The organism is Streptomyces sp. UW30, from assembly GCF_008042075.1.
GTDB lineage: Bacteria > Actinomycetota > Actinomycetes > Streptomycetales > Streptomycetaceae > Streptomyces.
Genome location: NZ_RDBN01000005.1, coordinates 246475 through 272427, shown reverse-complemented (window position 1 = coordinate 272427; position 25953 = coordinate 246475). Strand labels below are relative to the sequence as shown.

22 protein-coding genes and 1 pseudogene are annotated in these 25953 nt (G+C 70.9%); 10 read left to right on the top strand and 13 right to left on the bottom strand.

Translation table 11 applies throughout. The features are described 5' to 3' along the window. Positions 1 to 192, bottom strand: a pseudogene (locus tag EAO75_RS45550) (hypothetical protein); the annotation flags it as partial. A 266-nt stretch (positions 193 to 458) separates the two neighbouring features. On the opposite strand from EAO75_RS45550, the gene EAO75_RS02855 reads away from it, so the two are divergent. Next, positions 459 to 797, top strand: a complete 339-nt coding sequence (locus EAO75_RS02855) for a hypothetical protein (RefSeq protein WP_187284279.1) — start codon at positions 459 to 461, stop codon at positions 795 to 797. Positions 798 to 815: 18 nt separating this feature from the next. On the opposite strand, the gene EAO75_RS02850 is transcribed toward EAO75_RS02855, so the two are convergent. The 4 genes from EAO75_RS02850 to EAO75_RS02835 form a co-directional block, all read right to left on the bottom strand. Further along, complete coding sequence (locus EAO75_RS02850) at positions 816 to 2138, bottom strand: Nramp family divalent metal transporter (RefSeq protein ID WP_147993422.1); 1323 nt, start codon at positions 2136 to 2138, stop codon at positions 816 to 818. Positions 2139 to 2193: 55 nt separating this feature from the next. Beyond that, positions 2194 to 2544 carry a hypothetical protein gene (locus EAO75_RS02845; RefSeq protein WP_147993421.1) on the bottom strand — a complete coding sequence of 117 codons (351 nt, stop codon included), beginning with the start codon at positions 2542 to 2544 and terminating at the stop codon, positions 2194 to 2196. A gap of 76 nt (positions 2545 to 2620) precedes the next feature. Beyond that, positions 2621 to 3544, bottom strand: a complete 924-nt coding sequence (locus EAO75_RS02840) for an MEDS domain-containing protein (protein WP_147993420.1) — start codon at positions 3542 to 3544, stop codon at positions 2621 to 2623. A gap of 65 nt (positions 3545 to 3609) precedes the next feature. Next, entirely contained in the window at positions 3610 to 5991 is a 2382-nt protein-coding gene (locus EAO75_RS02835; protein WP_147993419.1) for an ATP-binding protein, read from the bottom strand. A gap of 353 nt (positions 5992 to 6344) precedes the next feature. Between EAO75_RS02835 and EAO75_RS02830 the strand changes: the two genes are divergently transcribed. Beyond that, the gene (locus tag EAO75_RS02830; protein ID WP_147993418.1) at positions 6345 to 7694 is read left to right on the top strand and encodes a M14 family metallopeptidase; all 1350 of its coding nucleotides are present in this window, start codon (positions 6345 to 6347) and stop codon (positions 7692 to 7694) included. On the opposite strand, the gene EAO75_RS02825 is transcribed toward EAO75_RS02830, so the two are convergent. The 5 genes from EAO75_RS02825 to EAO75_RS02805 all read right to left on the bottom strand — a co-directional run bounded on the left by EAO75_RS02825 (position 7691) and on the right by EAO75_RS02805 (position 12428). Next, positions 7691 to 8284 (bottom strand): hypothetical protein, encoded by a 594-nt coding sequence (locus EAO75_RS02825; protein ID WP_147993417.1) that lies wholly within the window; start codon positions 8282 to 8284, stop codon positions 7691 to 7693. The genes EAO75_RS02830 and EAO75_RS02825 overlap by 4 nt on opposite strands. Before the next feature lie 54 nt (positions 8285 to 8338). Beyond that, complete coding sequence (locus tag EAO75_RS02820) at positions 8339 to 9748, bottom strand: GntP family permease (RefSeq protein WP_261989177.1); 1410 nt, start codon at positions 9746 to 9748, stop codon at positions 8339 to 8341. Positions 9749 to 10066: 318 nt separating this feature from the next. Then, positions 10067 to 10477 carry a RidA family protein gene (locus EAO75_RS02815; protein ID WP_147993415.1) on the bottom strand — a complete coding sequence of 137 codons (411 nt, stop codon included), beginning with the start codon at positions 10475 to 10477 and terminating at the stop codon, positions 10067 to 10069. Continuing rightward, positions 10474 to 11235 (bottom strand): IclR family transcriptional regulator, encoded by a 762-nt coding sequence (locus EAO75_RS02810; RefSeq protein WP_147993414.1) that lies wholly within the window; start codon positions 11233 to 11235, stop codon positions 10474 to 10476. Before EAO75_RS02810 ends, EAO75_RS02815 begins: the two co-directional genes overlap by 4 nt. After that, complete coding sequence (locus EAO75_RS02805) at positions 11232 to 12428, bottom strand: sugar kinase (RefSeq protein WP_147993413.1); 1197 nt, start codon at positions 12426 to 12428, stop codon at positions 11232 to 11234. Before EAO75_RS02805 ends, EAO75_RS02810 begins: the two co-directional genes overlap by 4 nt. Positions 12429 to 12567: 139 nt before the next feature. Here EAO75_RS02805 and EAO75_RS02800 point away from each other — a divergent pair, with 139 nt between their 5' ends. Beyond that, positions 12568 to 13839, top strand: a complete 1272-nt coding sequence (locus tag EAO75_RS02800) for an amino acid deaminase (protein ID WP_147993412.1) — start codon at positions 12568 to 12570, stop codon at positions 13837 to 13839. Positions 13840 to 13851: 12 nt separating this feature from the next. After that, complete coding sequence (locus EAO75_RS02795; RefSeq protein WP_147993411.1) at positions 13852 to 15477, top strand: N-acyl-D-amino-acid deacylase family protein; 1626 nt, start codon at positions 13852 to 13854, stop codon at positions 15475 to 15477. Positions 15478 to 15501: 24 nt separating this feature from the next. Here the strand turns inward: EAO75_RS02795 and EAO75_RS02790 are convergent, their stop codons facing one another. Both EAO75_RS02790 and EAO75_RS02785 read right to left on the bottom strand, forming a co-directional pair. Next, positions 15502 to 16431, bottom strand: a complete 930-nt coding sequence (locus tag EAO75_RS02790; RefSeq protein ID WP_147993410.1) for a serine protease — start codon at positions 16429 to 16431, stop codon at positions 15502 to 15504. Positions 16432 to 16661: 230 nt separating this feature from the next. Further along, positions 16662 to 17489 (bottom strand): hypothetical protein, encoded by an 828-nt coding sequence (locus tag EAO75_RS02785; protein WP_147993409.1) that lies wholly within the window; start codon positions 17487 to 17489, stop codon positions 16662 to 16664. Positions 17490 to 17615: 126 nt separating this feature from the next. Here EAO75_RS02785 and EAO75_RS02780 point away from each other — a divergent pair, with 126 nt between their 5' ends. From EAO75_RS02780 to EAO75_RS02755, 6 genes are all read left to right on the top strand, one after another. Next, positions 17616 to 18827, top strand: coding sequence for a pyridoxal phosphate-dependent aminotransferase (locus tag EAO75_RS02780; protein WP_147993408.1), 1212 nt, complete (start codon positions 17616 to 17618; stop codon positions 18825 to 18827). Positions 18828 to 18927: 100 nt separating this feature from the next. Next, the gene (locus EAO75_RS02775) at positions 18928 to 19353 is read left to right on the top strand and encodes a hypothetical protein (RefSeq protein ID WP_147993407.1); all 426 of its coding nucleotides are present in this window, start codon (positions 18928 to 18930) and stop codon (positions 19351 to 19353) included. Between the two features lie 265 nt (positions 19354 to 19618). Beyond that, a complete protein-coding gene (locus tag EAO75_RS02770; protein ID WP_147993406.1) occupies positions 19619 to 20683 on the top strand; it encodes a substrate-binding domain-containing protein in 1065 nt (354 codons plus the stop codon). Between the two features lie 15 nt (positions 20684 to 20698). After that, positions 20699 to 21868: a toxic anion resistance protein gene (locus EAO75_RS02765; protein WP_147993405.1), complete on the top strand. Its 1170-nt coding sequence runs from the start codon at positions 20699 to 20701 to the stop codon at positions 21866 to 21868. Further along, positions 21865 to 23403: a substrate-binding and vWA domain-containing protein gene (locus tag EAO75_RS02760; RefSeq protein WP_147993404.1), complete on the top strand. Its 1539-nt coding sequence runs from the start codon at positions 21865 to 21867 to the stop codon at positions 23401 to 23403. Before EAO75_RS02765 ends, EAO75_RS02760 begins: the two co-directional genes overlap by 4 nt. Positions 23404 to 23422: 19 nt before the next feature. Continuing rightward, complete coding sequence (locus EAO75_RS02755; protein ID WP_147994255.1) at positions 23423 to 24025, top strand: hypothetical protein; 603 nt, start codon at positions 23423 to 23425, stop codon at positions 24023 to 24025. Here the strand turns inward: EAO75_RS02755 and EAO75_RS02750 are convergent. Further along, positions 24015 to 25748 carry an Ig-like domain repeat protein gene (locus tag EAO75_RS02750; protein WP_187284278.1) on the bottom strand — a complete coding sequence of 578 codons (1734 nt, stop codon included), beginning with the start codon at positions 25746 to 25748 and terminating at the stop codon, positions 24015 to 24017. The genes EAO75_RS02755 and EAO75_RS02750 overlap by 11 nt on opposite strands. Positions 25749 to 25953: the final 205 nt, after the last annotated feature.

Sequence of the window (25953 nt, the reverse complement as noted above, 5' to 3'; positions counted from 1 at the left end):
CATCACGCTCCCCTCGGCACCCTTGTCGCCCGGCCCCCGGCGGATGGCGACCTTGGTGCCGTCGGGCAGGGTGGGCCCCTCGCCCTTGTTCGGCGTGGGTGTCTGCGCCGAGCGCCGCTGCTCTTCCTCGACGACGGCGTCTACGCCCCGCCGCCACACCCCGGCCGTGACCAGCTCTTTCAACTGGGTCATCCGTCAGGTCCTTCGTCCGATGCTCGCTGTGCTCACCGTGAACTCTCGGTGCCGCGGTGACATTCTTCCTCGCCCGTCGGAACCCGATGGTTTGCTGTGCCCGTGGACCAGGACGAGAAGCACTCCGAGGCGCGGGGACGACGACTGCGGCCGAGGCCGCGGGCCGTGGTGGTGGCCGGTGCCGTCGCCCCCGCATGCGTCGCGATGGGCGCGGCACTGCTCGGTACCTCGTCACTCGGGCCGAACCTCCGCTGTCCGGAGCCCAGTTGAAAGAGCTGGTCACGGCCGGGGTGTGGCGGCGGGGCGTAGACGCCGTCGTCGAGGAAGAGCAGCGGCGCTCGGCGCAGACACCCACGCCGAACAAGGGCGAGGGGCCCACCCTGCCCGACGGCACCAAGGTCGCCATCCGCCGGGGGCCGGGCGACAAGGGTGCCGAGGGGAGCGTGATGTGGACCGTCGACACCCTGCGGACGGACGGTCTCCGTGTGGTGATCAGCGCGTACAACCCCGGCAGCCGTGGCGTTCCGGCCCGCCCTACCCCGGATCTGACGATGGAGCAGCTACGGGAGATCGCGCTCAGCCCGAAGTGGGACCGGTTCCGCTGAGCGGCTTCACCGCGGCATCTAGAAGAACTCCGACCACGGCTGGTCCCAGACCTGCTTCAGGCACAGCACCAGGAACAACAGGCCGGCAATCGCGAGCATCACGTTGCTCACCGGCCCGTTGCGCCACTGACTCGGCGTGCGCGAGGAGTTGAGGAGCCAGATCAGGGTGCCGGCGAGGAACGGCAGGAAGGCCGCGCCCAGCACGCCGTAGATGATGATCAGGCGGAAGGGTTCGTCCTGGAAGAGCAGGACGATGGGCGGGAAGGTCAGCCACAGCAGGTACGCCCGGAACGGCCAGGAGCGTTCGCGTGCGCCGGAGGCGACCTCCTCGCCCTTCTGCTCGCCCTGTCCCCGGAAGCGGGCGACGAAGTCGGCGAACATCAGGCTCACGCCGTGCCAGACGCCGATGAGGGAGGTGAAGGAGGTGGCGAAGAAGCCGATCAGGAAGAACTTGGCCGTGGCGGTGCCGTACTCCTCCTCCAGGATGTCGCTGAGCTGGAGCAGCCCCTTGTCGCCGCTCGCGATGGCGACGTTCGCCGAGTGCAGCAGCTCCGCGCCGACGAAGAGCATCGCGACCACGAAGATGCCGGTCGTGATGTAAGCGACGCGGTTGTCGAGCCGCATCACCTTCATCCAGCCGGTGTTCGTCCAGCCCTTGGCGTTGACCCAGTAGCCGTACGCGGCAAGCGTGATGGTGCCGCCGACGCCGCCGATCAGGCCGAGGGTGTTGAGGATCGAGTCCTTCTCGTCGGGCAGGACGGGCAGCAGTCCGGCGAAGGCGTCGCCGAGGTTCGGCGTGACCCGGATCGCCAGATAGACCGTCACCACGAACATGACGCCCACCAGGACCGTCATGACCTTCTCGAAGACGGCGTACTTGTTGAACCAGACGAAGACCAGGCCGACCAGACCGCAGGCGATGGCCCACCACTCCAGGTCCATCACCTCCGGGAACAGCGCCTGCAGCGGCAGTGCGCTGGACGACATCGCGGCCGCGCCGTAGACGAAGCCCCAGATCACGACGTAGACGACGAAGAACCAGGTGGTCCAGCGGCCGAGGCTCGCCCAGCCGTCGAAGAGGGTGCGGCCGGTGGACAGATGCCAGCGTCCGGCCGCCTCGGCAAGGGAGATCTTGACCAGGCAGCCGATGATCGCGGCCCACAGCAGGGTGTAGCCGAAGTTGCTGCCCGCGATGAGGGTGGCGACCAGGTCACCGGCTCCGACGCCGGTCGCGGCGACGACGATGCCAGGGCCGATGTACCGCCAACGGGACCTGTCGGGTGGGGGGTTACTGCCGGTGGATGCCTCAGTGGACGTGGGGTTACCTGTGGTGTCCGCCATGCAGATCAAGAAACCGTAAAGAGGCCGAGCCGACAAGGGGGCGGGAGCGGACCGGCTAGCCGCAGAACGATCCGCCGACGACCAGGCCCGGCGCGCACCGGCAGGTGCCGAGCTCGAACCACACGGTCTTGCCCGCCCCGTCCCGCACCTCGCACCGCAGAATCCCGTGTGCGGCGGACAAGGTGAGCCGGAACCGTCTCGCCGCCCGCCGCACGGCGTTCGTGGCGAGGTCGCTCACCAGGCGCTCGGTCATGTCCACCAAGTCGTCGAGATCCGCGAGCCCCCATACCTCCAGCTGCCGGCGCACCTCGGCGCGGGCCTCGCCGACCGCGGAGGGACGGGGGTCGTACTCGACGCTCAGATGGCCTGCCCCCAGGGGCGGTTGGGGATACGAGCCGTACAGCATGGGTCCAGAGTGACGGGTACGGGAGTACGGCCACATGGGGAGAAATACCCGATTCCATACCTGCGTCGGGGACTGCCTACCCGTACTGCAGCCGTACGCTCGCCCTCTCCCCCTCGTCGCGGACATCGACGTACGCGCACACCTGGCGGGCGAACCACAGCCCCTGCCCGGGTTCCGGTTCCACTCTCGGCGGCGGTACGAAGCCGGCCAGCGGGTCGTCGACGCGGCGGGCGACGCGCAGTTCGCAGACGCAGGCCGGGGCGTCGCCCCACAGCAGCGTGTCGTCGAGCGGGCCGAGGGCGCCAGCCGCCTCGGTGACGGCCGTGGCGAACAGTTCCACGTCCGCGGCGGGCAGTCCCTGGACGGTGCCCCAGGTGCGTACGGCGTCGGCGCTGGGGGCCGGGCCGGGGAGCCGCTCGGCGTCGGCGGGCGGCGCGGGCAGCGGTACGGCGTCGAGTTCGGCGGCGAGCCGGACCGGGTCCACGTACACGCCGGTGTCGGGGTGGGCCCGGCGGGCGGCGGCGACGATGGCGTGGCCCGCGACGCGGGAGTCGTAGGCGCACAGGGCGGTCGTGGCGAGCGGGGCGAAGAGGAGGTTGGCGAGCGCCTCGTAGCGGATCCACTCGGCGGTCTCGCGCGGCGAGCGGCCGGCGCGTCCGCCCCAGACGGGTTCCATGAGGAGATGGACACGGCCGCCGGGGCCGGCGTTCTCGGTGAGGTAACCGGCGCCCCGGGCGATCGCGTTGGCGGCGGAGCCGGTGTACCACTCGGTGTGCGGGACGAGGCCGACGTGCTTGGCGTCGGTGCCGAGGGCGTCGCGCAGGAGGTCCAGGTTGGCGGGGGCGACGATGGCCACGGGCGGGGGTTCGCCGGTTGCCGCGAGGGCCTCGGTGAGGAAGGGCAGGGCGGCGGCGAGGAACTCCTCGCCGCTGCGGAAGACCGTCATGCGGTGGTCGAAGCGGTCCTGGGGCGGGGTGGGCGGGACGGGTCGGGTGGTCATGGGTGCGGACTCCCCTCGGGTGCGAGTCGATGGTGGTGGGTCGGACGGCGGGCCGGCCGGGGGTCTCAGCTCTGCGCCGCCACCCAGGCGGCGATCTGGCTGCGGTTGCTGAAGCCGAGCTTGCGCAGGACGCGTTCGACGTGGCCCTCGGCCGTGCGGCGGGCGATGACCAGGCGGTCGGCGATCTGCTGGTTGGCGAGCCCCTGGGCGACGAGTTCGGCGACCTCGCTCTCCCGGCGGGTGAGGCGGACGCCGGTCGTCGGCCGGTCGGATCTGTGGCGGCCGTTCCCCTTGCGGGTGGCCGTGGGCGGTCGGGGCCGGGCCGTGTCGCCGACGGCGTACTCGACGGTCCGGGTGAGGTCGAGTCCGGCGCCGCGTTCGTACGCCCGCTCGTAGCCGGGTGGGCCGAGGGCCTCGCGTGCCCGGGTCTCGCTCTCGCGGCGGGCGGACTTGAGGGTCGCCGATCCCCAGCGGTCGCGGTCGATGGCGGCCCAGGTGCGGTCGGCGGCACCGAGCAGGACGGCCGCGCGCTCGTGGGCGCCCTGCTCGGTGGCGGTGCGGGCCAGGAGGTCGAGGGTGAGGGCGATGCCGATGACGTCGTGCACGGCGAGCTTGAGGCGCAGGGCCTGGCGGGCGTGGTGTTCGGCCCGGGGCCAGTCGCGCTGCACGGTGCGGGCGAGGGCGAGCATCCGCAGGACGTAGGAGTGCACCCACTCCTCACCGTGCCGTTCGCACATCCGGCGGGCCCGCTCGCAGACCTCGACGGCGCGCTCGGCCTCGCCCAGGAAGCCCAGCGCGCAGGCGAGTTCGACCTGGTCGAGGCCGTGCAGGCTGAGGTGCTGGCCGGGGACGGGGCCGCGGGCGACGCTCGCCTCGAAGTGCCCGAGCGCGGTCGGCAGGTCGTCCATGAACAGGGTGATGACGCCGATGACGTACTCGGCGTGCGCCGCCTCCGCCGCGTCGCCGAGGTCCTGGGCCAGGGCGTGGGCGTCGCGGGCGAGGGCGAGGCCCGCGGTGAGGGCGTGGGTGGCGGCGGCGAGGAGTCCGGCGATCCACAGGCCGCGGGCCCTTTCCCGGGTGGGTTCCGGGTTGGCGGCGAGGGCGCGGTCGAGCCAGTGGCGGCCCTCGCGCGCGGCGCCGCAGGCGTGCCAGTGGAACCAGAGGGTGCCGGCCAGGCGCAGGCCCGTGAGGCGTTCGTCAGGCGTGGTGAGGCTGAAGTCGAGGGCGGTGCGGAGGTTGTCCTGGTCGGCTCGCAGCCGGGCGACGATCTCGCGCTGCCCGGGTCCGAACCAGGCCCGCTCGCAGGCGGTGGCGCGGCGCAGCATCCAGTCGCGCTGGCGTCTGCGCGCGGCGGGTTCCTCGCCGGGCAGGCGGCGCAGGCGGTCCAGGCCGTAGTGGCGGAGGGTGTCGAGGAGCCGGTAGCGGATGCCGTCGGGGCCGGGCTCCCGGGACAGTACGGACTTGTCGACGAGGCCGGTGACGGCGTCGAGGACGTCGTGGTCCTGAAGCGGCGCGGCCCCTTCGCCCGGGGTCACCCGGGGCTGCGACCCGGCGCACACCGCCTCCGCCGTCTCCAGGTCGAAGCTTCCCGCCAGCACCGACAGCCGGGCCCACGCCAACTGCTCGCGGTCGGTGCACAGTTCGTGGCTCCAGTCGACCGCCGCGCGCAGGGTCTGGTGGCGGGGCAGGGCCGCGGGGCTGCCGCCGGTGAGGAGGCGGTAGCGGTCGTCGAGGCGGTCGAGGAGCTGGTCGACGTCGAGGACGCGCATCCGGACGGCGGCGAGTTCGATGGCGAGGGGAAGGCCGTCGAGGCGGCGGCACAGCCGGGCGACGGCGGCCCGGTTGGCGGCGGTCAGGCGAAAGCCTGGTACCACGGCGGCGGCCCGGTCGGAGAACAGGGCGAGCGCCGGGCAGCCCTCGGGCGAGGACAGGTCGCCGTCCGGGTCGGGGACCGGCAGGGGCCGTACGTCCAGCAGGTGTTCCTCGGTCAGGCCCAGGCGGTGGCGGCTGGTGGCGAGGATCCGTACGCCGGTCGTGCCGTGCAGCAGGGCGGCGGCGAGTTCGGCGCAGGCCTGAAGCAGGTGCTCGCAGTTGTCGACCAGCAGGAGCAGCCGACGGTCCCGCAGGTGTTCCACCAGGGCCTGGAGCGGCGGCCGCGCGGAGTGGTCGTGCAGGTCGAGCGCGTCGGCGGCGGCGAGCGGGACGAGCGCGGGGTCGTCCAGGCCGGAGAGGGGCACGAAGCGCACGCCGTCCGGGAAGGTGCGCCGTACGCCGGCCGCGATGCGTGCGGCGAGGCGGGTCTTGCCGACGCCGCCGGGCCCGGTCAGGGTGACGAGGCGGGCCCTGGCCAACAGCTCGCGGCCGACGGCGAGTTCGTCGCGCCGGTCGACGAAGCTGGTCGTCTCGACCGGCAGCTGCTGATCCCGTCGTGGCGCTGATCCGCCCATGATCAGCCGTTCCTCCGGGTGAGGTCGCAGGGAGCCGGTAAGTCCACGGCCGGGGAGGCGGTGGGTGCGCCGGTCCCCGCCGGCCGGCGCTCCCACCGCTCCCCCCTTACGCGGATCACCACACTCCCCCCGGCCCGCACCGCCCCGCACGCCTGGATCACACCGCCGGGTGGACTTACCCCGGGACCGCTCCGCCCGCAGGCCGCGCGCGTACACTACGCGGCCGATTTTCGGATGGTTCGGGCCATCGGCGAACCGGTCACCCTTGACCTGTACATGCCGCCGCCGGACGATGAACGCCACACCCGCACCACGTACGTCGCACTGAACCCCACCCCCCACAAGGAGAATTCATGCGACTTCGCATACGCGGCTCAGGCGGCCGGAGCGGCAGACGCACCGCCGCCCTCGCCACCCTGCTCGCCCTCGCCCTCGCGGCGCCGATCTCGGCGAACGTGTCCGCGAGCGCCGACAGCGCCGCCAAGGCGGCCCCCTCGGCCGACGACATCCGCCAGTACGAGGTCCGTCTGCACTCAACCGCCAAGGACCGCACGGCACTTCAGCAAGCCGGCGTGACCGTGGACGCGAGCGACGACCACGGCGTCGTCGTCTCCGGCCGGGCGGACCAGATCAAGAAACTGAAGGCGCTCGGCTACGACGTCACCCCGCTCGGCACGGTCCCCGACCGGTCCGCCAGCGAGGACGACATCCGCCTCAACGACTTCCCGTCCGGCGACTCGCGCTATCACAACTACGCGGAGATGACGAGCGAGATCAACTCGATCATCTCGGCCAACCCCTCCATCGCGAGCCAGCGTGTGATCGGCACGTCGTACCAGGGCCGGAACATCACCGCCATCAAGATCAGCGACAACGTCGGCAGCGACGAGGCCGAGCCGGAGGTGCTGTTCACCCATCACCAGCACGCCCGTGAGCACCTCACCGTCGAGATGGCGCTGTATCTGCTGCGCGAGCTGACCTCCGACTACGGCAGCGACTCCCGCGTCACCAGCATGGTGAACAACCGGGAGATCTGGATCGTGCCCGACCTCAACCCGGACGGCGGCGAGTACGACATCGCCACCGGCTCCTACCGGTCGTGGCGCAAGAACCGCCAGCCCAACTCCGGTTCGTCGGCGGTCGGCACCGACCTCAACCGGAACTGGAACTATCGCTGGGGCTGCTGCGGCGGGTCGTCGGGGTCGACGTCCTCGGAGACCTACCGGGGCACGTCCGCCGAGTCGGCGCCCGAGGTGAAGGTCGTCGCGAACTTCGTACGCAGCCGGGTCGTCGGCGGGGTCCAGCAGATCAAGGCCGGCGTCGACTTCCACACGTACAGCGAGCTGGTGTTGTGGCCGTTCGGGTACACGTACTCCGACACCACGACCGGGATGACGGCCGACGACCGCAACGCGTTCGCCGCGGTCGGGCAGAAGATGGCGGCCAGCAACGGCTATACGCCGGAGCAGTCCAGCGACCTGTACATCACCGACGGGTCGATCGACGACTGGCTGTGGGGCAACCAGAAGATCTTCTCGTACACCTTCGAGATGTACCCGCGGTCCGGGGGTGGGGGGTTCTACCCGCCCGACGAGGTGATCGAGCGGGAGACTGCCCGGAACAGGGACGCGGTGCTGCAGTTGCTGGAGAACGCCGACTGCATGTACCGGTCGATCGGGAAGGAAGCCCAGTACTGCAGCTAGTGCGTCTCCTCGAAGTAGGTGTCCAGAACCGCGTCGAGTTCTGACTCCCACTCCTTGAAGCGGCTCCTGGCCGTCGCCTCGATCTCGATCGGGTACCAGCGGCGGTCAGGAGTGTGCACCGTGACGGTGAAACGCTTCCCGAACCGCGGGGCCTCGGTCTCGATCGCGCCGATCTCGTCCCAGCGGAACTCGCACTGCTGGTCGTCCAGGGTGAGCCGAACGCCCTTGTGGTCGGCGACGATACGGGCCCGGCGATCGGCGGCCTCGAAGACGGGCCCGTCGGCCGGGGCCTCGTCCTCATCGGCCTCGTCGTCGGCGTCGTCATCGGCCTCGTCATGGGCCTCGCCGTCATCGGCCTCGTCGTCCTCGGTGGTGTCTTCACCCACCTCGTCGAGGTCGCCGACCTCCGCCTCGGGTTCGTCGGCGGTCTCGGGGACCGACTCCTCGGAGTCTCTCTCCTCGCCCGCCGGCTCCTCCTTCTTCGCGCCCTTCGGCGCCACGGACGCGGGTGAGGTGAGCCCGGGGATGAAGGCCGGGTCGAACCCGGCGCCTTCCAGGGGCTGGCTGCCTGAACCTATGCGCTGCTCCACAGCCGAGCAGTATGGTCGACAACCCTGTGTCCCGCACAACCAGCCCCCGCATCGTTATACGAAGAGGCTCAACACCCCCGCCACCACGAAGCCGGCCACCGACAGGACACTCTCCAGCACGGTCCACGTCTTCAACGTGTCCCGCTCGGTGATGCCGAAGTACTTGGCGACGATCCAGAATCCGCCGTCATTCACGTGCGAGGCGAAGATCGAGCCCGCCGAGATCGCCATGATGACGAGGGCGATGAAGGCCTGGGAGTGGTCGCCCTCGGTGAGGAGCGGGGCGACGATGCCGGCCGTCGTGACGATCGCGACCGTCGCGGAGCCCTGGGCGACCCGCAGGACCAGCGAGATCAGGTACGACAGGACGATGACGGGCAGGCCCACGTCGTTGAAGGTGTCGGAGAGGGCCTGGGCCACCCCGCTGGCCTTGAGGATGGCGCCGAAGACACCGCCCGCGCCGACCACCAGAAGGATGTTGCCGACGGGCTTGAGCGACGAGGTCGACACCGTCTCCAGGGACTTGCGGGACCAGCCGCGGCGGATGCCCAGCAGGTAGTACGCGAGCAGCAGGGCGATCGTCAGGGCCACGAACGGGTTCCCGAAGAACTCGATCACCGAGCGGGCGGTGGAGGGGTCCAGGGCGATCGAGGAGAACGTTGCGGCCAGGATCAGCACCAGCGGCGTACCGATGATGCCGAGGACCGTGCCGAGCGGGACCGGCTTCTCCTGGGGCTCGACCCCGGCCTCCCGCTGCTCGTTGATGACCGCGAGCTTCGCCTCGGCCGCCGCCTCGACCATGTCCTGCGGCACGGCGACGAAGATGCGCTTGCCGATCCACGCCGAGTACACCCACGCGGCCAGCACCGCCGGGATGCCGCAGACGACGCCCATGAGGATGACCCAGCCCAGCTCGACGTGCAGGAGGCCGGCCGCCGCGACCGGACCGGGGTGCGGGGGCAGGAAGGCGTGGGTCATCGACAGACCCGCGAGCAGCGGCAGGCAGTAGAGCAGTACGGACTTGCCGGAGCGCTTGGCGGCGGCGTACACGATCGGCGCGAGGACGAAGATGCCGACGTCGAAGAAGACCGGGATGCCGAAGATCAGGCCGGTCAGGCCCATGGCGAGCGGGGCGCGCTTCTCGCCGAAGAGGTTCAGCAGCCGGGACGCCAACACCTCGGCGCCGCCGCTGACTTCGAGGATCGCGCCGAGCATGGTGCCCAGGCCGATGATGATCGCGACATGGCCGAGGATGCCGCCCATGCCGGACTCGATGGTGGACACGGCGTCGCTTCGCTGGACCGTGCCGAAGAGTTCGGTGACGGAGAGGCCGGCCATCAGGCCGACGACTATGGAGACGGCGAGGAGCGCCACGAAGGGCTGCAGACGCGTCTTGATGATCAGGAACAGCAGGAGTGCTATGCCGATGGCGGCGACGGCGTCCCGCACGTCCGCCAGCTTCACGCTGAGGGCGGCTCGACCGGCCGGGAAGGCGGTGGCGACGGAGGCGACCTTCACGCCGGACCCGGCGACGGCCTCCTTGGCGGGGACACGTTGAAGACGTGGACCGTGCTGGAGAGTGTCCTGTCGGTGGCCGGCTTCGTGGTGGCGGGGGTGTTGAGCCTCTTCGTATAACGATGCGGCGAGAGGGAAGGATATCGGGGACAATTGGGGGTCCTCTGCGTAAGTACATACTGCTTTCGGGCAGGGGGGATCGCGGCATGGCGTCCCAGGGGTGACGGACACCATGCCGTGTGCGGCGTGCGGGAGTTGCGTCGGGCGTCAGCCGAGTACGGCCAGCGCGTCGATCTCGATGAGCAGCCCCGCCGGCAGACCGACGTAGACGGTCGTGCGGGCGGCGGGCGGCTGGGTAAGCCCCTGCTCCTCGAAGTAGGTGTTGTAGATCTCGTTCATCTCGGCGAAGTGCGCGACGTCCGTCAGATAGACGCGGATCATCATCACGTCGTCCCAGGAGGCGCCGCCCTCCTCCAGGATCGCCTTGACGTTGGCGAGGGTCTGGAGGGTCTGCGCACGCAGGGTGGGGCCGGCGGGCGTCGGGGGCTTGCCCTCCTCGGCCGGCAGGAAGCCGACCTGACCGGCGACCTGGAGGATGTTCCCCTTCTTCACACCGTGCGAGAACTTCGCGGGCGGCGTGGTGTGGGTCTTCGGGGTGAGTGCGATCTTGTCGGTCATACGGTGCCCTTCGCTGAGGTTCTGCCGGAGTACTCTCCGCTGATGTCATCGGCCGTTCGGCGCACCAGCGGGAGCAGGGTGAGAAGTTCGTCGGCGGTGACGACGACGTTCGGCGCGGAGACCGACATCGCGGCGACGACCCGGCCGTCGGCACCGCGGATCGGTGCGGCCACGCAGTTGATGGACTCCTCGTGGCCACCGAGGTCGGTGGCCCAGCCCTGTTCGCGCACCTTGCCCAGTTCCCTGAGGAAGGCGTCCGGGTTCGGCGTCGAACGGGCCGTGTACATGGGGTAGTCGAGCTTCTCGGCGAGGACGCGGCGTTCGTGCTCGGGCTGATCGGCGAGCAGCAGCTTCGCCACGGCGGCGACGGTGATGGCCACGGGTTTGCCGATCCGCGAGTACATCCGCACCGGGTAGCGGCTCTCGACCTTGTCGATGTACAGCACCTCGTCCTCCTCGTAGACGGCGAGGTGGACGGTGTGCCCGCACTGCTCGTTCAGCCGTACGAGGTGGGGGTGGGCGATCTCGCGGATGTCGAGGTTCTCCATCGCCTCCTGGGCGAGGGCGATGAGGCGGGCGCCGAGGCGGTAGCGCTGGTCGGACTGGCGGTAGACCATGCCGTGCTCGTGCAGGGTGCGCAGCAGGCGCAGCGCGGTGGACTTGTGGACGCCGAGGCGGTCGGCGACCTGGCCCAGGTCGGCGGGGCCCTCGGCGAGCAGCGGCAGGATGCTGAGTGCGCGGTCGACGGTCTGGCTCATGGCGTACGTACCTCCTCGGCGGCCCGCTCAGTGGCTTGCGTCCAGCCGGGGCCGAGTCGAAGTTTCTCCCACCCGGCGTCGTCGAGGGCGGCCAGGCGGTCGGCGGTGTCGCGGGTTGGGGGTGCGGCCAGGTCGCCGGGGGCGGTGAGGGTGGCGGCGGCCCAGAGGTGGCCGTGGCGCAGCCGGTCACGCAGGGGCAGGTCGCGGAGGGTGGCGGAGAGGAATCCGGCGGCGAAGGCGTCGCCGGCACCGGTCGCTGCCGCGACCTTGACCGATGGGGCGGGGACGAAGACGGTCGGCTGCGAGGTGCCCGGTGTTGACGCCGGGCGGGAGTGGGTCGCGCGGCCCGGCGCCTGCGGGGTGCCGCCCTTCTGTGGGACGGGCGCCGCCCTGGGCGGCACGATGGCCCGCGGCTCGGCGGACGAGTGCGACCGCGTACCCGTGGCTGTGCCCTCGAAGAGCGTCGCCCCCCGTGCCCCGTCCTTCACCACCAACAACCCCGGCTCCGGCAGCAACACCCGGATCGCCTCCGCCCCACCGGACACGCCCCAGGCCGCCTCCGCCTCGTCGGTGCCGACGAATACCACGTCGCAGGCGCGGGCCAGTTCCAGGAGTACGGACGGGCCGTCGGCGTCCCGGCGCCACAACCCCGGGCGATGGTTCACGTCGAAGGAGACCAGCGGGCGCCCCTCCCCCGGAGCCGTCAGTTCGCGCATCAGCTCCAGGCAGCCCCGCGACAGCGCGGCCGTGATCCCCGACAGATGCAGCACCCGCCCCGAACGCACCGCCCCCAGGTCCACGTTGGCCGCGGACATCGCCGACGCCGCCGAACCCGCCCGGTAGTACGCCACCTCGTGCGCGTCCGTGGCCCGGTCGCCGGCGGTGCGGAAGTACACGCCCGTCTGGCGGGCCGGGTCCCGGCGTACCGCCGAGACGTCCACGCCGTACCCCCCGATCGCCTCGACCAGATGGTCGCCGAACCCGTCGACCCCGACCCGGCTCACCCACCGCACGGCGTGCCCCGCGGCGGCGAGCCCGCACACGACGTTGGACTCCGCGCCGCCGATCCCGCGCTCGAACGACGGCACGTCGGCGAGGCGTCCGGGGCGGGAGGGCAGGAACGTGACCATGGACTCGCCGAGCGCGACGACGTCCACGCCGTCGGGGGCATTGCAAGGTCCGGTGAGGGTCACGATCGTCGTAGCTCCAGACCTTGTGGTGGATGGATCGGCGGCTCCGTTGACCCCCGGTTGGCCGAGATGTTAGACAGCGGTAAGCGATATACGCAACGGATGTTGCAGATACTGCAACATCACAGATCAGGGAGGTTCCATGAGCAACGAGGCGCTGGCCCGTCTGGCCGAGGAACGCGTCGACCACCGCTTCAAGGGCCTCCCTCCGGACGCCGACGGCTTGTCCGTGGCCGAGTTGGCCGCTCAGCGCCGCAACCTCTTCACCGACGGCTTCGCCACCCCGGTGCTCGCGCTCTCCGCCGAGCGCCTGGAGCACAACCTCGACCTCATGGAGGCGTACGCCACCCGCCACGGCCTCGCCTTCGCCCCGCACGGCAAGACCTCCATGGCGCCCCAGCTCTTCCAGCGGCAGATCGAGCACGGGGCGTGGGGCATCACGCTCGCCGTGCCGCACCAGGTGCGGGTGGCGCGGGCGTACGGTATCGAGCGGATCTTCCTCGCCAACGAGCTGGTGGACGCGGCGGCCCTGCGCTGGATCGCCGCCGAGCTGGCCGCCGACCCGGACTTCCGGCTCATCTGTTACGTCGACTCCGTGCGCGGCGTGGAGCTGATGGACGAGGCGCTGCGCGACGCCGGGGCGACCCGTCCTGTGGACGTCGTCGTCGAGCTGGCGGCCGGCGACGGTGCCCGTACGGGCGTCCGTACGGAGGCGGAGTGCGCGGCGATCGCGGACGCGGTGGCCGCCGTACCGACGCTGCGGCTGGTCGGCGTCGCCGGGTACGAGGGCGAGGTGCCGAACGCGACCCCCGAGCGGGTGCACGCCTGGCTGCGGCGGCTGGTCGCCCTCGCCGCCGAATTCGACAAGGCGGGCCGTTTCGCGGGGCTGGACGAGATCGTCGTCAGCGCGGGCGGCAGCGCGTGGTTCGACGCGGTGGCGGACGAGTTCGCCGGGATCCCCGAACTCTCCCTGCCCGTGCTGAAGTTGCTGCGCTCGGGCGCGTACGTCTCGCACGACGACGGCCACTACCGCAAGCTGACCCCCTTCAACCGGGTCCCGCAGGAGGGCGCCCTCGAACCCGCCTTCCGGCTGTGGGCCCAGGTCGTCTCCCGCCCCGCCCCCGACCAGGCCTTCGTCAACGCGGGCAAGCGCGACGCGGCCTACGACCTCGACCTGCCGTTCGCCCAGGTGGTCCGCCGGGACGGCGCCGAGCGCCCGGCCACCGGCATCTCGGTGACGGCCCTGTCCGACCAGCACGCGTGGCTGGCGACGACCGGGGAGGCGGACCTGGAGGTCGGTGACTGGGTCGGGATGGGGCTGTCCCACCCGTGCACGTCGTTCGACAAGTGGCAGCTGATCCCGGTCGCCGAGGCGGACGGGACGGTCGTCGACTACATCCGCACGTTCTTCTAGGGGGTGGCGGTCGTGGAAGAGCTGGTCATCCGGGATGCGGAGGTCGTCGACGGCAGCGGCGGTCCCTCCTACCGCGCCGACGTGGTCGTGGACGGCGGCAGGATCGTGTCGATCGTGCAGGAGGCTGCCGCGGCCGGCTGCCAACGCCCCGAGGCGCGCCGGGAGCTGGACGCGGAGGGCCTGGTCCTGTCCCCCGGCTTCGTCGACATGCACGCCCACAGCGACCTCGCGCTGCTGCGGGACCCCGACCACAGCGCGAAGGCCGCGCAGGGCGTCACCCTGGAGGTCATCGGCCAGGACGGCCTGTCGTACGCGCCCGTGGACGACCGCACGCTCGCCGAGGTCCGCCGCGCGATCACCGGCTGGAACGGCCACGGCGACGACATCGACTTCGACTGGCGGACGGTCGGCGAGTACCTGGACCGTCTCGACGCCGGTTTTGAAGGCCGGGGCATCGCGGTCAACGCGGCGTATCTCATCCCCCAGGGCACGGTCCGCGCGCTCGCCGTCGGCTGGGAGGACCGGGAGGCGACTGCCGAGGAGCTCGACCGGATGCGGCAGTTGGTCGCGCAGGGCCTGGAACAGGGCGCGGTCGGCCTGTCGTCGGGGCTGACGTACACGCCCGGCATGTACGCCAAGGACGCCGAACTGACCGAGCTGTGCCGGGTGGTGGCGCAGTACGGCGGCTACTACTGCCCGCACCACCGCTCCTACGGGGCCGGGGCCCTGGAGGCGTACGAGGAGATGGTGGCCCTGACGAGGGAGGCGGGCTGCGCGCTCCACCTGGCCCACGCCACCATGAACTTCGGCGTGAACAAGGGCCGGGCGCCCGAGCTGCTGTCCCTGCTGGACAAGGCGCTCGCCGAAGGGGCCGACATCAGCCTCGACACGTACCCCTACACGCCCGGCTGCACGACCCTCGTCGCGATGCTGCCGAGCTGGGCGAGCGAGGGCGGCCCGGAGGCGATCCTGGCCCGCCTCGCGGACGACGACACGGCCGAGCGCATCCGCCACCACATGGAGGTCGTCGGCGCGGACGGCTGCCACGGGGTGCCCATCGAGTGGGACACGATCGAGATCTCGGGCGTGAGCGACCCGGCGCTCGGGGACCACGTCGGCCGTACGGTGCGGCAGTCGGCGGACGCGCGCGGCGAGGCCCCCTGGGTGACGGCCCGGCGGCTGCTCCTCCAGGACCGGCTGGGCTCGACGATCCTGCAGCACGTGGGCCACGAGGAGAACGTGCGCACGATCATGCGGCACGGCGTCCACACGGGCGGCTCGGACGGCATCCTGCAGGGCACGAAGCCGCATCCGAGGGCGTACGGCACGTTCCCGCACTACCTCGGCCACTATGTGCGGGAGTTGGGAGTGCTGTCCCTGGAGGAGTGCGTGGCCCATCTGACCTCGCGCCCGGCGGCGCGGCTGCGGCTGCCGGACCGGGGGCTGGTCCGCGAGGGCTACCGGGCGGACCTGGTGCTGTTCGACCCGCGGACGGTGGCGGCGGGTTCGACGTTCGAGGAACCGAGGAGGCTCCCGACGGGCATTCCGTACGTCCTCGTCGACGGCCGTTTCGTGATCGAGGACGGGCGCAGGACGGACGTACTGGCGGGGCGGGCGGTCCGCAGGACGACTCGGTGACTTCGAACCGCCCGCCGCGAGGTGTTACGGCTTGGGCAGCACGCACCCACTGGCGTTCAGGTCGAGCTTGTTGTCGACGCCGAAGCAGGCGGAGATCTGGTACGTCTCCTGGGCGTAGTTGATGCCCTGGTGGACGGTCACGTTGCCGCTCTCGTCGACCTCGCACGGGTTGTTGACCGTGCAGCGCTGGCCGTCCTCGTTGCCGGTGTTGTTGACGGCGACGACCTTGTTGGTGGCCTGGTCGATGACGGGGGAGCCGGAGGTGCCGCCGATGGTGTTGCAGGCGGAGGTGTAGCGGACCGAGTCCTTGAAGGTCCAGTCGCCTTCCTTGAGGCGGTAGGCGAACCCGTCGACGTTGCAGCTGTACAGGCGCTTCCAGTAACCGGAGGCCACGGTGATGGCGGTACCGGCGACGGGGTGCGTGTCCGCCATGGTGAGGGCGTTGATGCCGTACGAGCTCTTGATCTGCCCGTACGTGGTGGTGAGCTGATAGATCGACACGTCCGTGTCGGTCATCGTCCCGTACGCGATCTTGCTGGCGCGCAGCGTGGCGACCCGGCTGCCGGAGGCGTTGAGCAGGCTGAAGGTCCTGCTGGACGCCCGGTCGACGACGACCTCGCCGGGTCCCGGCATGCCGGTCTCCAGACAGTGGCCGTTGGACATGACCAGCGCGGGGTCGTTGTCCTCCGAGTCCGAGAACCGGACGACCGAGCCGGAGCAGTTGCTGAGCGCGACGGTACCCGCGAAGTTCACGGCCTTGGCCTTGGGGGTCAGGACCTGGCCGAGGGTCTCCGTTGTGGACGCTACGGCGTCATTGACCACGGACGTGACGGAAGACGTGTCCGTGCTCTTGCCGAAGGAGTCGGCCGAGTTCACGGGAGCCGCGACCGCGGGTGCGGCGCCGGCCCCGGCTATTGCCAGGGCGAGGAGGGCGGCGCCGAGAGATTTTCTCATGTGGGGGTCCCCTCATACGAGGAAGGTGACCGGAAGATCTCCGGCCACCCGCACTTTTGTCATGCGCATTCTCACGCAGGAGGGGGGTGTGGACAAGGAGTTGATTACCGGCGAGTTCAGGCCGTAGGGGTTTCCCTATCACGGGGTTGCGGGGCACCGGCCCGTCGGCGCAGGACGTTCACGAGAGGGGGATGGGATCACCACAGTCGGCGCCGTTTCGGCCTGCCCGGCTACTTGGGACCCTTCGTGTTCCCCTGCCCCCGCCCCGGGTTGCCGCCAGGGCCGCCGCCCGGTTCCGTGGCCGTCGCCGTCGCCGTGGCCGTCGCCGTGGCCGTCGGTGTGGACGGGGCCGCGCTCGTGGCGGAGGAGGTCGGTGACGGCCCGTCGCTCTTGCCGCCCTCGCCGGCGTCATCGGACGCGGAGGCACTCGCCGACCTGTCCGGGGCTTCCTTGCGCGAGGGGCCGGTGACGTCGGGCGCGGCGGACGTGGCCGGGCCGCCGCCCGCGGAGGCGGGGTCCCCTGCCGTCGGGTTGGTGCGGTCCGGGGTGCCCTGCGGGTCGGACGACGAGCCGGACAGCCCGAAGGCGGCGATCAGCGCCGCCGCCGACACCGCCCCCACCACACCGGCGGTCACCGCGACGCGCCGCGTGAGCCGGACGCGGGGCTGGTGCCGGCCTCGGTGGCTGCGACGGCCGCCGCGTCCCGCGTCATCGCCGTCGCCGTAGTCGTAGCCGTCCTCATAGACGTAGTCGTAGCCACCACTGGCACCGGAGGCCCCGCCGCCGGCACCGCGGGCCTCATGGGCACCATCCGCCCCATCGACCACCGGAGGCAGCTCGGTCGTCTCGTCGTACGCGTTCTGCCACCCGTGGGCGGCAGCGGGGTCGACGTACTCCTCGTACACCGGGGGCGGCTCGGCCTGCGGGTGGTACACGTTCGGCGACGCCTCGGGCACGTCGGTCGACTGGATCCCGCCATGGGTGTCGTACGCACCGGGCGCACCGTTTGCGGTATTCGCCCCGTGCGTTCCGTTCTCGTGCTCGGGCGGCCTGGACATGACCGCGCATTGTAGAGACGGGAGGGGCCCACGGGACAGCTACCGCCGATAACAGCCCAAACCCGCCCGTCTCACGTGTCGGGAAACACGGCCCAAGGGGCGTTACCGGGCCGTAAGCTCCTGGACATGCAGGTGATCCAGTCGACCAAGCTCGCCAACGTCTGTTACGAGATCCGGGGCCCGGTGCTCGAGGAGGCGATGCGGCTCGAGTCGGCGGGGCATCGGATCCTCAAGCTGAACACCGGCAATCCGGCCGCGTTCGGCTTCGAGTGTCCGCCCGAGATCCTGGAGGACATCCTCCGCAACGTGTCGTCGGCCCATGGGTACGGCGACGCGAAGGGCCTGCTGGCCGCACGCCGGGCCGTCGTCATGCACAACCAGACCCTGGGCGTCGAGACCGACGTCGAGCACGTCTTCATCGGCAACGGCGTCTCCGAGCTGATCGTCATGGCGATGCAGGGGCTGCTCGACGACGGGGACGAGGTCCTGGTCCCGGCTCCTGACTATCCGCTGTGGACCGCCGCCGTGTCGCTGTCCGGCGGCACCGCCGTCCACTACCGCTGCGACGAGCAGTCCGACTGGATGCCCGACCTCGCGGACATCGAGCGCAAGGTCACCGACCGCACCAAGGCCCTCGTCATCATCAACCCCAACAACCCGACGGGGGCCGTGTACGACGAGGCGATGCTGCGCGGGCTGACGGACATCGCCCGGCGGCACAACCTCCTCGTCTGCTCCGACGAGATCTACGACAAGATCCTGTACGACGACGCCACGCACACCCCGACCGCCGCCGTCGCCCCCGACCTGCTCACCCTCACCTTCAACGGCATGTCGAAGGCCTATCGGGTGGCCGGGTACCGGGTGGGCTGGATGTCGATCTCCGGCCCGCGCGCGCACGCCGACTCCTACATCGAGGGCCTCACCATCCTCGCGAACATGCGGCTGTGCGCGAACATGCCCGGTCAGCACGGGGTCGTGGCCGCGCTCAGCGGCCGGCAGACCATCAATGACCTGGTACTTCCGGGCGGGCGACTGAAGGAGCAGATGGATGTCGCCTACGAGCTGCTGACGCAGATCCCCGGCGTGACCTGCGTGCGGCCGAAGGGCGCGCTGTATCTCTTCCCGCGCCTCGACCCCAAGGTGTTCAAGATCAAGGACGACCGGCAGATGGTCCTGGACCTGCTGCGGCGCGAGAAGATCATGGTCGTCCAGGGCTCGGGCTTCAACTGGCCGGAGCCGGATCACTTCCGGGTGGTGACCCTGCCGACGGTCACGGACCTACGGGACGCGGTGGGGCGCATCGGGCGGTTCCTCGACGGATACGGCCAGCCCTGACGCTCACACTGCGTGTACGGACGGTCCTGTTTTGTGAACCGCTCAACTTTAGACAGAATCTAAGCTAGGATGGTTTCCTGTCAGCACAGGAGGCCATCCCATGTACGAACCGATCCGAACCAAGTCGGTCCACAGCACGATGGCCGGCAACCCCACCACCGACTTCCCTCACCGCTCGCGTGAGGAGGAGCTGGACATCCAGCTCGCCGGTCACCTCGCCGCACTGCTCGCCGTCACGGACGAACTGCGTGCGACGGCGCCGTCGGAGGACCTGGACCTCGCGGCCGAGCGGCTCGCCGGGCAGGTGGCCCGGCTGCGGGACGGTCGTAGGCCGGCCCGCGCGGTTGCCTCCGGCGGTCAGCAGAAGGTGGCGGCGCTGCATCAGCGTGCGCATGCCCTTGCCGGGCGGGCGCTGGTCGTCGCCGCGTCCCGGGCCGACACGGCGGCTGCGATTCTGGCCGCCGAGCGGATGGACGCGCATGCCGCCGCGCAGGCCGAGTCGCAGGAGTTGACCGGCGTCGTGTGACACCCCCTTGAACGGCCCCGGTCCGCGTGCACCCGCAGCGACGCGCGGACCGGGCGCCACAGCACTGCGTTGGCTCGGGCCGACTTGCGCCCTCGCCATGGGAGTTGCTGTTGTGTCGCGGCTGCCGGTCCGTCGTGGCTGGTCGCGCAGTTCCCCGCGCCCCTGGAGGGGTTGACTTACCCCGTGTTGTAACGGGACCGGGGTGACACCTCCCGTTCATCCCCGTTGACCGGGAACGTTGGATTCCGGGAGCACTCTCCCCGGCGTGAGACGAATCGCTGGAATCATCCTCGCGGTGGTGCTGATCGGTGGCGTGGTGGCCGCCGTCGTCGCGGGCCGCAGCAATGGGGACAACGGCACGGCAACGAAGACCGTGCAGGCGGTGATCGGATCGGAGAAGGCCGAGTTCTTCGCCGATCCCGACGTGGTGAAGGCCCTCGCCGCCAAGGGCTACACCATCAAGGCCGAGACCTCCGGGTCCTGGGCCATGGAAGGGCTGGACCTCAAGGGCTACGACCTCGCGTTGCCGTCGAGCCAGGCGCCCGCCCGTGAACTCGCCGCGAAGTACAAGGTGACGGGGACTCTCCCCCGCCCCTTCTACTCGCCCCTCGTCGTCGTGGCGCACAAGAACGCCGCCGAGGTGCTCGCGGCGAACGGGCTCGCCACGCTGGACGAGGCCCACCGCGGGACGCTGAAGATGGCGGCCTATCTGGACGCCGCCCGCGACGACCGCACCTGGCAGCAGCTCAAGGGCGCCAAGAAGTACGGGGAGTTGACGGGCACGCTCTACCTGTCCAGTACCGACCCCGAGACCTCCAACTCCGGCGCGCTCTATCTGGCCGCCGCCTCCTATGTCGAGAACGGCGGCAAGGTCGTCGCCTCCGACGCCGAGGTCGAGCGCACCGCACCGCTGCTGCACAAGCTGGTCAGCGTGCAGGGCGCCCAGCAGTCCGGCAGTGACGCCGTGTTCCGGGACTTCGTCAGCGGTGCCGGCAACCCGCTGGTCGTGGTCTACGAGTCCCAGGTCGCCTCGCTGCTGGCTCAGGGACAGCAGCCCGACGACCTGGTCGTCCTCTACCCGGACACCACGGTCAACAGCGACCACACCGTCGTACCGCTGACCGAGAACGGCAAGGCCGTCGCCGAACTCCTCTCCTCGGACCCGAAGTTGCGCGAGCTTCAGGCCCGGCACGGGTTCCGCCCGCAGGGCGAGGCCAGCGAGTTCACCTCGGACACCACCTACCTCAAGCAGGAACTGACCGGCGTCCACCAGGCGGCCGTGCCCACCTCCAAGGTGCTGCACGAGCTGGCTCGACGGGCGCGCGGATAAGGGGGGCCACCGCACATGAGCACCAACGACGACACCTTCGTCCTCACCCCGCCCGAGCCCGTGGCCGCCGTGCCGCGCGAGAAGGCCGGCGGGCTCGTCCCGGTCGACGAAAGCGTCCGTACCGACATGGCCGACAAGGCCTCCGCCTACGTCGACGGGCTCGCGACGCTCGACGCCCGCTCCCCCGAGTTCGCCGGCAAGGTCGGGGAGATCACCGCCCTGGGGGCCGGGGAGATGCGCACCGCTGCCGCGCAGTCCAACCGGATGCTGGAGCGGACCATCCGGAGCCTGCCCGACAAGGGCGGGGACGCCCAGTCGCAGGTCGCAGGCTCGCTGGTCGAGCTGCGGCGGGTGGTGGAGGACCTGGACCCGCGGGATCTGCCCGCCTCCAAGGGGCGCAAGTTCCTCTCCAGGCTGCCCGGCGGCAACAAACTGCGCGACCACGTCGCCAAGTACGCCTCCGCGCAAGGGACCCTGAACAAGATCGTGGGGTCGCTGCGGGGCGGGCAGGACGAGCTGCGGCGGGACAACGCCGCGCTGCAGACCGAGCGGGTGCGGCTGTGGGAGACCATGGGCAAGCTCCAGGAGTACGTCGTGCTGACTCAGGCCCTGGACACGGCCGTGGAGCGGCACATCACCGAGGTCCCGGACCCGCAGCAGGCCGACAGTCTGCGCGCCGACATCCTCTTCCCGGTCCGGCAGAAGCACCAGGACCTGCTCACCCAGCTCGCGGTGTGCGCGCAGGGATACCTCGCCATGGACGTCGTACGGCGTAACAACGAGGAGCTCATCAAGGGCGTCGACCGGGCCGCGACCACGACCGTGTCGGCGCTGCGCATCTCCGTGATGCTGGCCTCCGCGCTCGACAACCAGAAGAAGGTCATCGAGCAGGTCAACGCCCTGCGCGGGACCACCGAGGACCTCATTCGCGGCAACGCCGAGATGCTCGCCACGCAGAGCGGCGAGATCCAGCGCATCGCCGCCGACCCTGCGGTGGGAGCGGAGACGCTGCGCAACGCCTTCCAGCAGATCTACCGCACCCTCGACACCATCGACAGCTACAAGGTCCAGGCGACCGAGGCCATGGCGGCGACGGTGGAGAACCTGACGGCCGAACTGCAGCACGCGAGCGGCTACCTGGAGCGCAGCCGCTCGCAGGGCGCGCTGGAGGGTGGCCTCGGATGAGAGCACGCATGCTCGCGCCGGCACTCGCCGCCCTGGCGCTTGTGACCGCCTGCACCTCGCAGAAAGCGACCGACGAGCCCGACAACGCCCCGAGACCCGGATCCCTGCGCGTCCTCGCCTCCAGCGAGCYCAGCGACATGGCCCCGGTCCTCGACCGGATAACCGACGACACCGGCATCGAGGTCCGGCCCACCTACATGGGCACCCTCGACGCCGTGGAACTGCTGGCGAAGGGCAAGGCGGACGGGCAGTACGACGCGCTGTGGCTGTCCTCCAACGACTATCTGCGGCTGCGGCCCGAGGCGGCGAAGAAGGTCGTCTCGGAGACGCCGGTGATGTCCAGCCCGGTCGCCATCGGGGTCAGGTCGACGACGCTGGGCTCGCTGGGCTGGACGCCGGACGACGTGACCTGGTCGCAGGTCGAACAGGCCGTGCAGGACGGCAAGCTGACCTACGGCATGACCGACCCGGCCCGCTCCAACTCCGGCTTCGCCACCCTCGTCTCCGTCGCCTCGGCCCTGTCCGGCGCCCAGTCCGCCCTGACGGACGCGGACGTCGACAAGGCCGCACCCCGGCTGAAGGAGTTCTTCAAGGGGCAGAAGCTGACGTCCGGTTCGTCGGGCTGGCTGGCGACGGCGTACAAGCGGCGCGGGAACGTCGACGCGCTGCTCAACTACGAGTCCGTCCTCAAGGGCATCCCGGGCCTGACCGTGATCCGCCCCAAGGACGGCGTCGTCACCGCCGACTACCCGCTCTCCTCGCTGGCGTCGACGAACACCGCGACCCGCGACGACGTCCGCCGCCTCACCGAGGCCCTGCGCACCGAGGACGCCCAGCGGATGATCACCGAGCGCACCCACCGCCGCCCGGTCGTCGCCTCCGTCGAGCCCGCGTCCGGCCTCGACACCGGCCGGCGGCGCGAACTGCCCTTCCCCGGCACCCGTTCCGTCGCCGACGGACTGCTCGACGCGTACGAGAACGAACTGCGCCGCCCGTCCCGGACGGTCTACGTCCTCGACACCTCCGGCTCGATGGAGGGCGACCGTCTTGAGCAGCTGAAGAAGGCGCTCACCGACCTCACCGGCGACTTCCGCGAACGCGAGGAGGTCACGCTGATGCCGTTCGGGTCGACCGTGAAGACCGTGGCCACGCATGTCGTGGATCCGGCCGACCCGAAGGCCGGGCTCGCGGGCATCCGCGAGGAGACCGACGCGCTCACCGCCGAGGGCGACACCGCGATCTACACCTCGCTGGAGGCGGCGTACCAGCATCTGGGCTCCGGGCGCGACACCTTCACGTCGATCGTGCTCATGACGGACGGCGAGAACACCGCGGGCGACGACTCGGCCGACTTCCACGCCTTCTACGTCGGCCTTGACCGCGAGCGGCGGGCGACGCCCGTCTTCCCCATCCTCTTCGGCGACTCCAGCAAGTCCGAGCTGGAGAACATCGCCGAACTGACCGGCGGCCGTCTCTTCGACGCCCAGGAGGGCTCACTGGACGGCGCCTTCGAGGAGATCCGTGGCTACCAATAAGTCGGCCCCGGGCAAGGCGCTGGCATACCTGGAGTCCCGCAAGAACATCGCCGGGAGCGCGTGCGGGCTGCTCGGCCTGGTGCTGACCTTCACCGGGGTGGCGGGACCGTACTGGCCCGTCGTCGTGGCCGGCCTCTACGGCGCGGGCGCGCTGATCGCCCCGCCGGAGCGGCCCGCGCTGCCCGACTTCCCGGATCCGTCGGCCCAGCTGGACGAGCTGCGCGGCGACTTCGAGAAGCTGCGCGGCTATCTGACGGACGTCGAGCTGTCGGTCACGGCGGCCACCCGGCTGCGGGAACTGACCGAGCTGCTGACCGCGTTGCTCGACCGGGGCTGGGTCGCCGAGCTGCTCGCGCACGATCCGGAGGGCGTGCACGTGCTCTCCCGGATCGTGCGGCGCGATCTGCCCGAGGCCGTCGACAGCTTCGTACGGACGCGCTGGTGGACGCGGATGTCACCGGGCACCGAGTCGCCCGAGCTGCATCTGGAGCGGCAGCTCGGGCTGTTGAAGAAGGACGCCGAGAAGCTGGCGGCGGGCCTGCGCGAGGTGGAGGCCCGCCGCCAGGAGTCCCACACCCGGTATCTGGAGGACCGGGGCGGGACGGACGGAGTCAGCGCCTGACGTAGACCGTCGCCGAGGCCGTCGACGCCTGGTGCAGGTCGTCGCCGGGCCAGCCGACCGTGTAGGTCGCGTTGCCCCGGGTGCGCGGCAGGTCGTTGATCGTGAAGGTGCCGTCGGCGGCGACCGTCACCGACGACAGCGTGCCGGTGCCGAGCCGGTCCTTGCGGCTGACCTTGAGGACCGCGCGGTCGGGCAGCGCCTTGCCCTGCGCGGTGAACGTGCCGGTGATCTCGACGCCCGTGCTCAGGGAGCCCTCCTCGGGCGCGGTGAGTGCGATCGAGGTGGGTGCCTTGCCGACGGACACCGTGGTGGTGATGTCCTCGGCGGGGCGGTGGGTCAGATCGCCGAGGTAGGAGACCGTGTAGGTGGCGTCGCCGACGAGGTCGGGCTCGTCGAGGACGGTGAAGGTGCCGTCGTCCTTGACGGTGAAGGTGCCGAGCTCATGGGTGCCGCTCGCGTCGGTGCGGGTCGCCTTGACCTTCAGGGGCTCGGCGGGCGCCGGGCCGTCCTGCTCCAGCTTGCCGCGTACGGCGAGCGGTTCGCCGGCGGCGGCCTGGGCGGGGCTGTGGGTGAGGCCGCCGGTGAAGCGGGCGTCGTACTGGACGGCCGGGGGCTGGATGATGTGCAGCCAGTACTGGGAGCCGGCCGCGTTGGTGGTGACCGCGAACAGCCGGGAGCCGTCCGCCGCCCACTCCAGGCCGCGCGCCGCGACCCGGTCTCCGTCGAGGCTGCCCTCGAAGGCGAACTCCAGCGGGGCCGTGGCGTCGGCCGGGTCGGCGGGCTGCACCAGCAGGTCGGGCGTGGAGCCGGTGGCCGAGGCGCCGCGGGCGATGTACTTGCCGTCGCCGCCGAAGGCGACCGCGCTGGCCGAGGCTCCGTCGGGCAGCGCCTGGTAGCCGTCGGCCGCGTCGGACAGGTCGCCGGTGTTCAGCAGCCGCGTCCCGGCGCTCGCGTCGGCCACGGCGACCTTGCTGCCGTCGGCGGACAGCGCCATGTCCTTGAGGTCCAGGGCGCCCTTGCCGTCGGCGTCGGCGAATCGCCGGGCCGCGTTGCGTACGAGCGAGCCGCCGCCGGCGTCGTACACCGTCAGGAACGGGTTGGTCGCCGCGGAGTTGAGCGGCTGGCCCATCAGCATCCGGTCGCCGGGGCCGGCCTCCAGCTGGAGCTTGCCGTAGTCCTGCCAGTCGGTGCGCCCGGAGGTGTTGGTGGCCGGCGCGTAGGAGTCCAGGTAGGTCAGCGTCGTGTCGCACTGCGAGGTGTAGTACGAGTACGGCGTCGTGTAGTACACCTGCCCGCCCGAGAAGGCGAGGCTGCGGCCGCAGGTGTCGGTGGAGACGTACAGGCCGTTCGAGGCGTAGGTGCTGGTGTCGTAGCGCCAGATGACCTCGCGACCGCCGACGTAGAGCGTGGAGCCGTCGGCGTTCAGTGCGAGGCCGGAGATGTGCTGGGTGGTGCTGATCGTGGTGATCCGCTCGCCCTGGAAGTTGTAGACGGCGATCTGACCGGGGTTGCTGTAACTGCCCATGTTGCTGTCGGCGATGTAGACCCGCTGGTGCGCGGAGTCCACCGCGAGCGCCGAGTACGAGGTGATCGGCAGCTTGGCCACCGCCTCGGAGGCCGCCGCGTGGGCCGCGGGTGCGGCGGCGACGGTCAGGCCGGTCCCGGCGAGTGCGGCGGCGAGCAGTGTGGCCGCGAGACGTCTGGGACGGTGTGCTGTATTCAACTGTGCCCCCCACAGGCTGAATTGAGCGTCCACTGGGATCAGTGACGCTCCTGTGAGGCATATGAAACAGTCGTGAAGATCGTGCGTTCAAGGCGGCACGACCGCAAAAGGGGCCCGATACAGGCGAGGGCCTGCCGTCGCGTTGTTCCTCCCGTCGGGGCGGACGGGAGGGTGCGACGACAGGCCCAGAGCCCCGTACGCCGTT

Bases quoted from the DNA above. Each gene is read 5' to 3' on its own strand.
- EAO75_RS02850 (WP_147993422.1), bottom strand. From the start codon at position 2,138: ATGGCGGACACCACAGGTAACCCCACGTCCACTGAGGCATCCACCGGC.
- EAO75_RS02845 (WP_147993421.1), bottom strand. From the start codon at position 2,544: ATGCTGTACGGCTCGTATCCCCAACCGCCCCTGGGGGCAGGCCATCTG.
- EAO75_RS02840 (WP_147993420.1), bottom strand. From the start codon at position 3,544: ATGACCACCCGACCCGTCCCGCCCACCCCGCCCCAGGACCGCTTCGAC.
- EAO75_RS02835 (WP_147993419.1), bottom strand. From the start codon at position 5,991: ATGGGCGGATCAGCGCCACGACGGGATCAGCAGCTGCCGGTCGAGACG.
- EAO75_RS02830 (WP_147993418.1), top strand. From the start codon at position 6,345: ATGCGACTTCGCATACGCGGCTCAGGCGGCCGGAGCGGCAGACGCACC.
- EAO75_RS02815 (WP_147993415.1), bottom strand. From the start codon at position 10,477: ATGACCGACAAGATCGCACTCACCCCGAAGACCCACACCACGCCGCCC.
- EAO75_RS02810 (WP_147993414.1), bottom strand. From the start codon at position 11,235: ATGAGCCAGACCGTCGACCGCGCACTCAGCATCCTGCCGCTGCTCGCC.
- EAO75_RS02800 (WP_147993412.1), top strand. From the start codon at position 12,568: ATGAGCAACGAGGCGCTGGCCCGTCTGGCCGAGGAACGCGTCGACCAC.
- EAO75_RS02790 (WP_147993410.1), bottom strand. From the start codon at position 16,431: ATGAGAAAATCTCTCGGCGCCGCCCTCCTCGCCCTGGCAATAGCCGGG.
- EAO75_RS02785 (WP_147993409.1), bottom strand. From the start codon at position 17,489: ATGTCCAGGCCGCCCGAGCACGAGAACGGAACGCACGGGGCGAATACC.
- EAO75_RS02780 (WP_147993408.1), top strand. From the start codon at position 17,616: ATGCAGGTGATCCAGTCGACCAAGCTCGCCAACGTCTGTTACGAGATC.
- EAO75_RS02775 (WP_147993407.1), top strand. From the start codon at position 18,928: ATGTACGAACCGATCCGAACCAAGTCGGTCCACAGCACGATGGCCGGC.
- EAO75_RS02765 (WP_147993405.1), top strand. From the start codon at position 20,699: ATGAGCACCAACGACGACACCTTCGTCCTCACCCCGCCCGAGCCCGTG.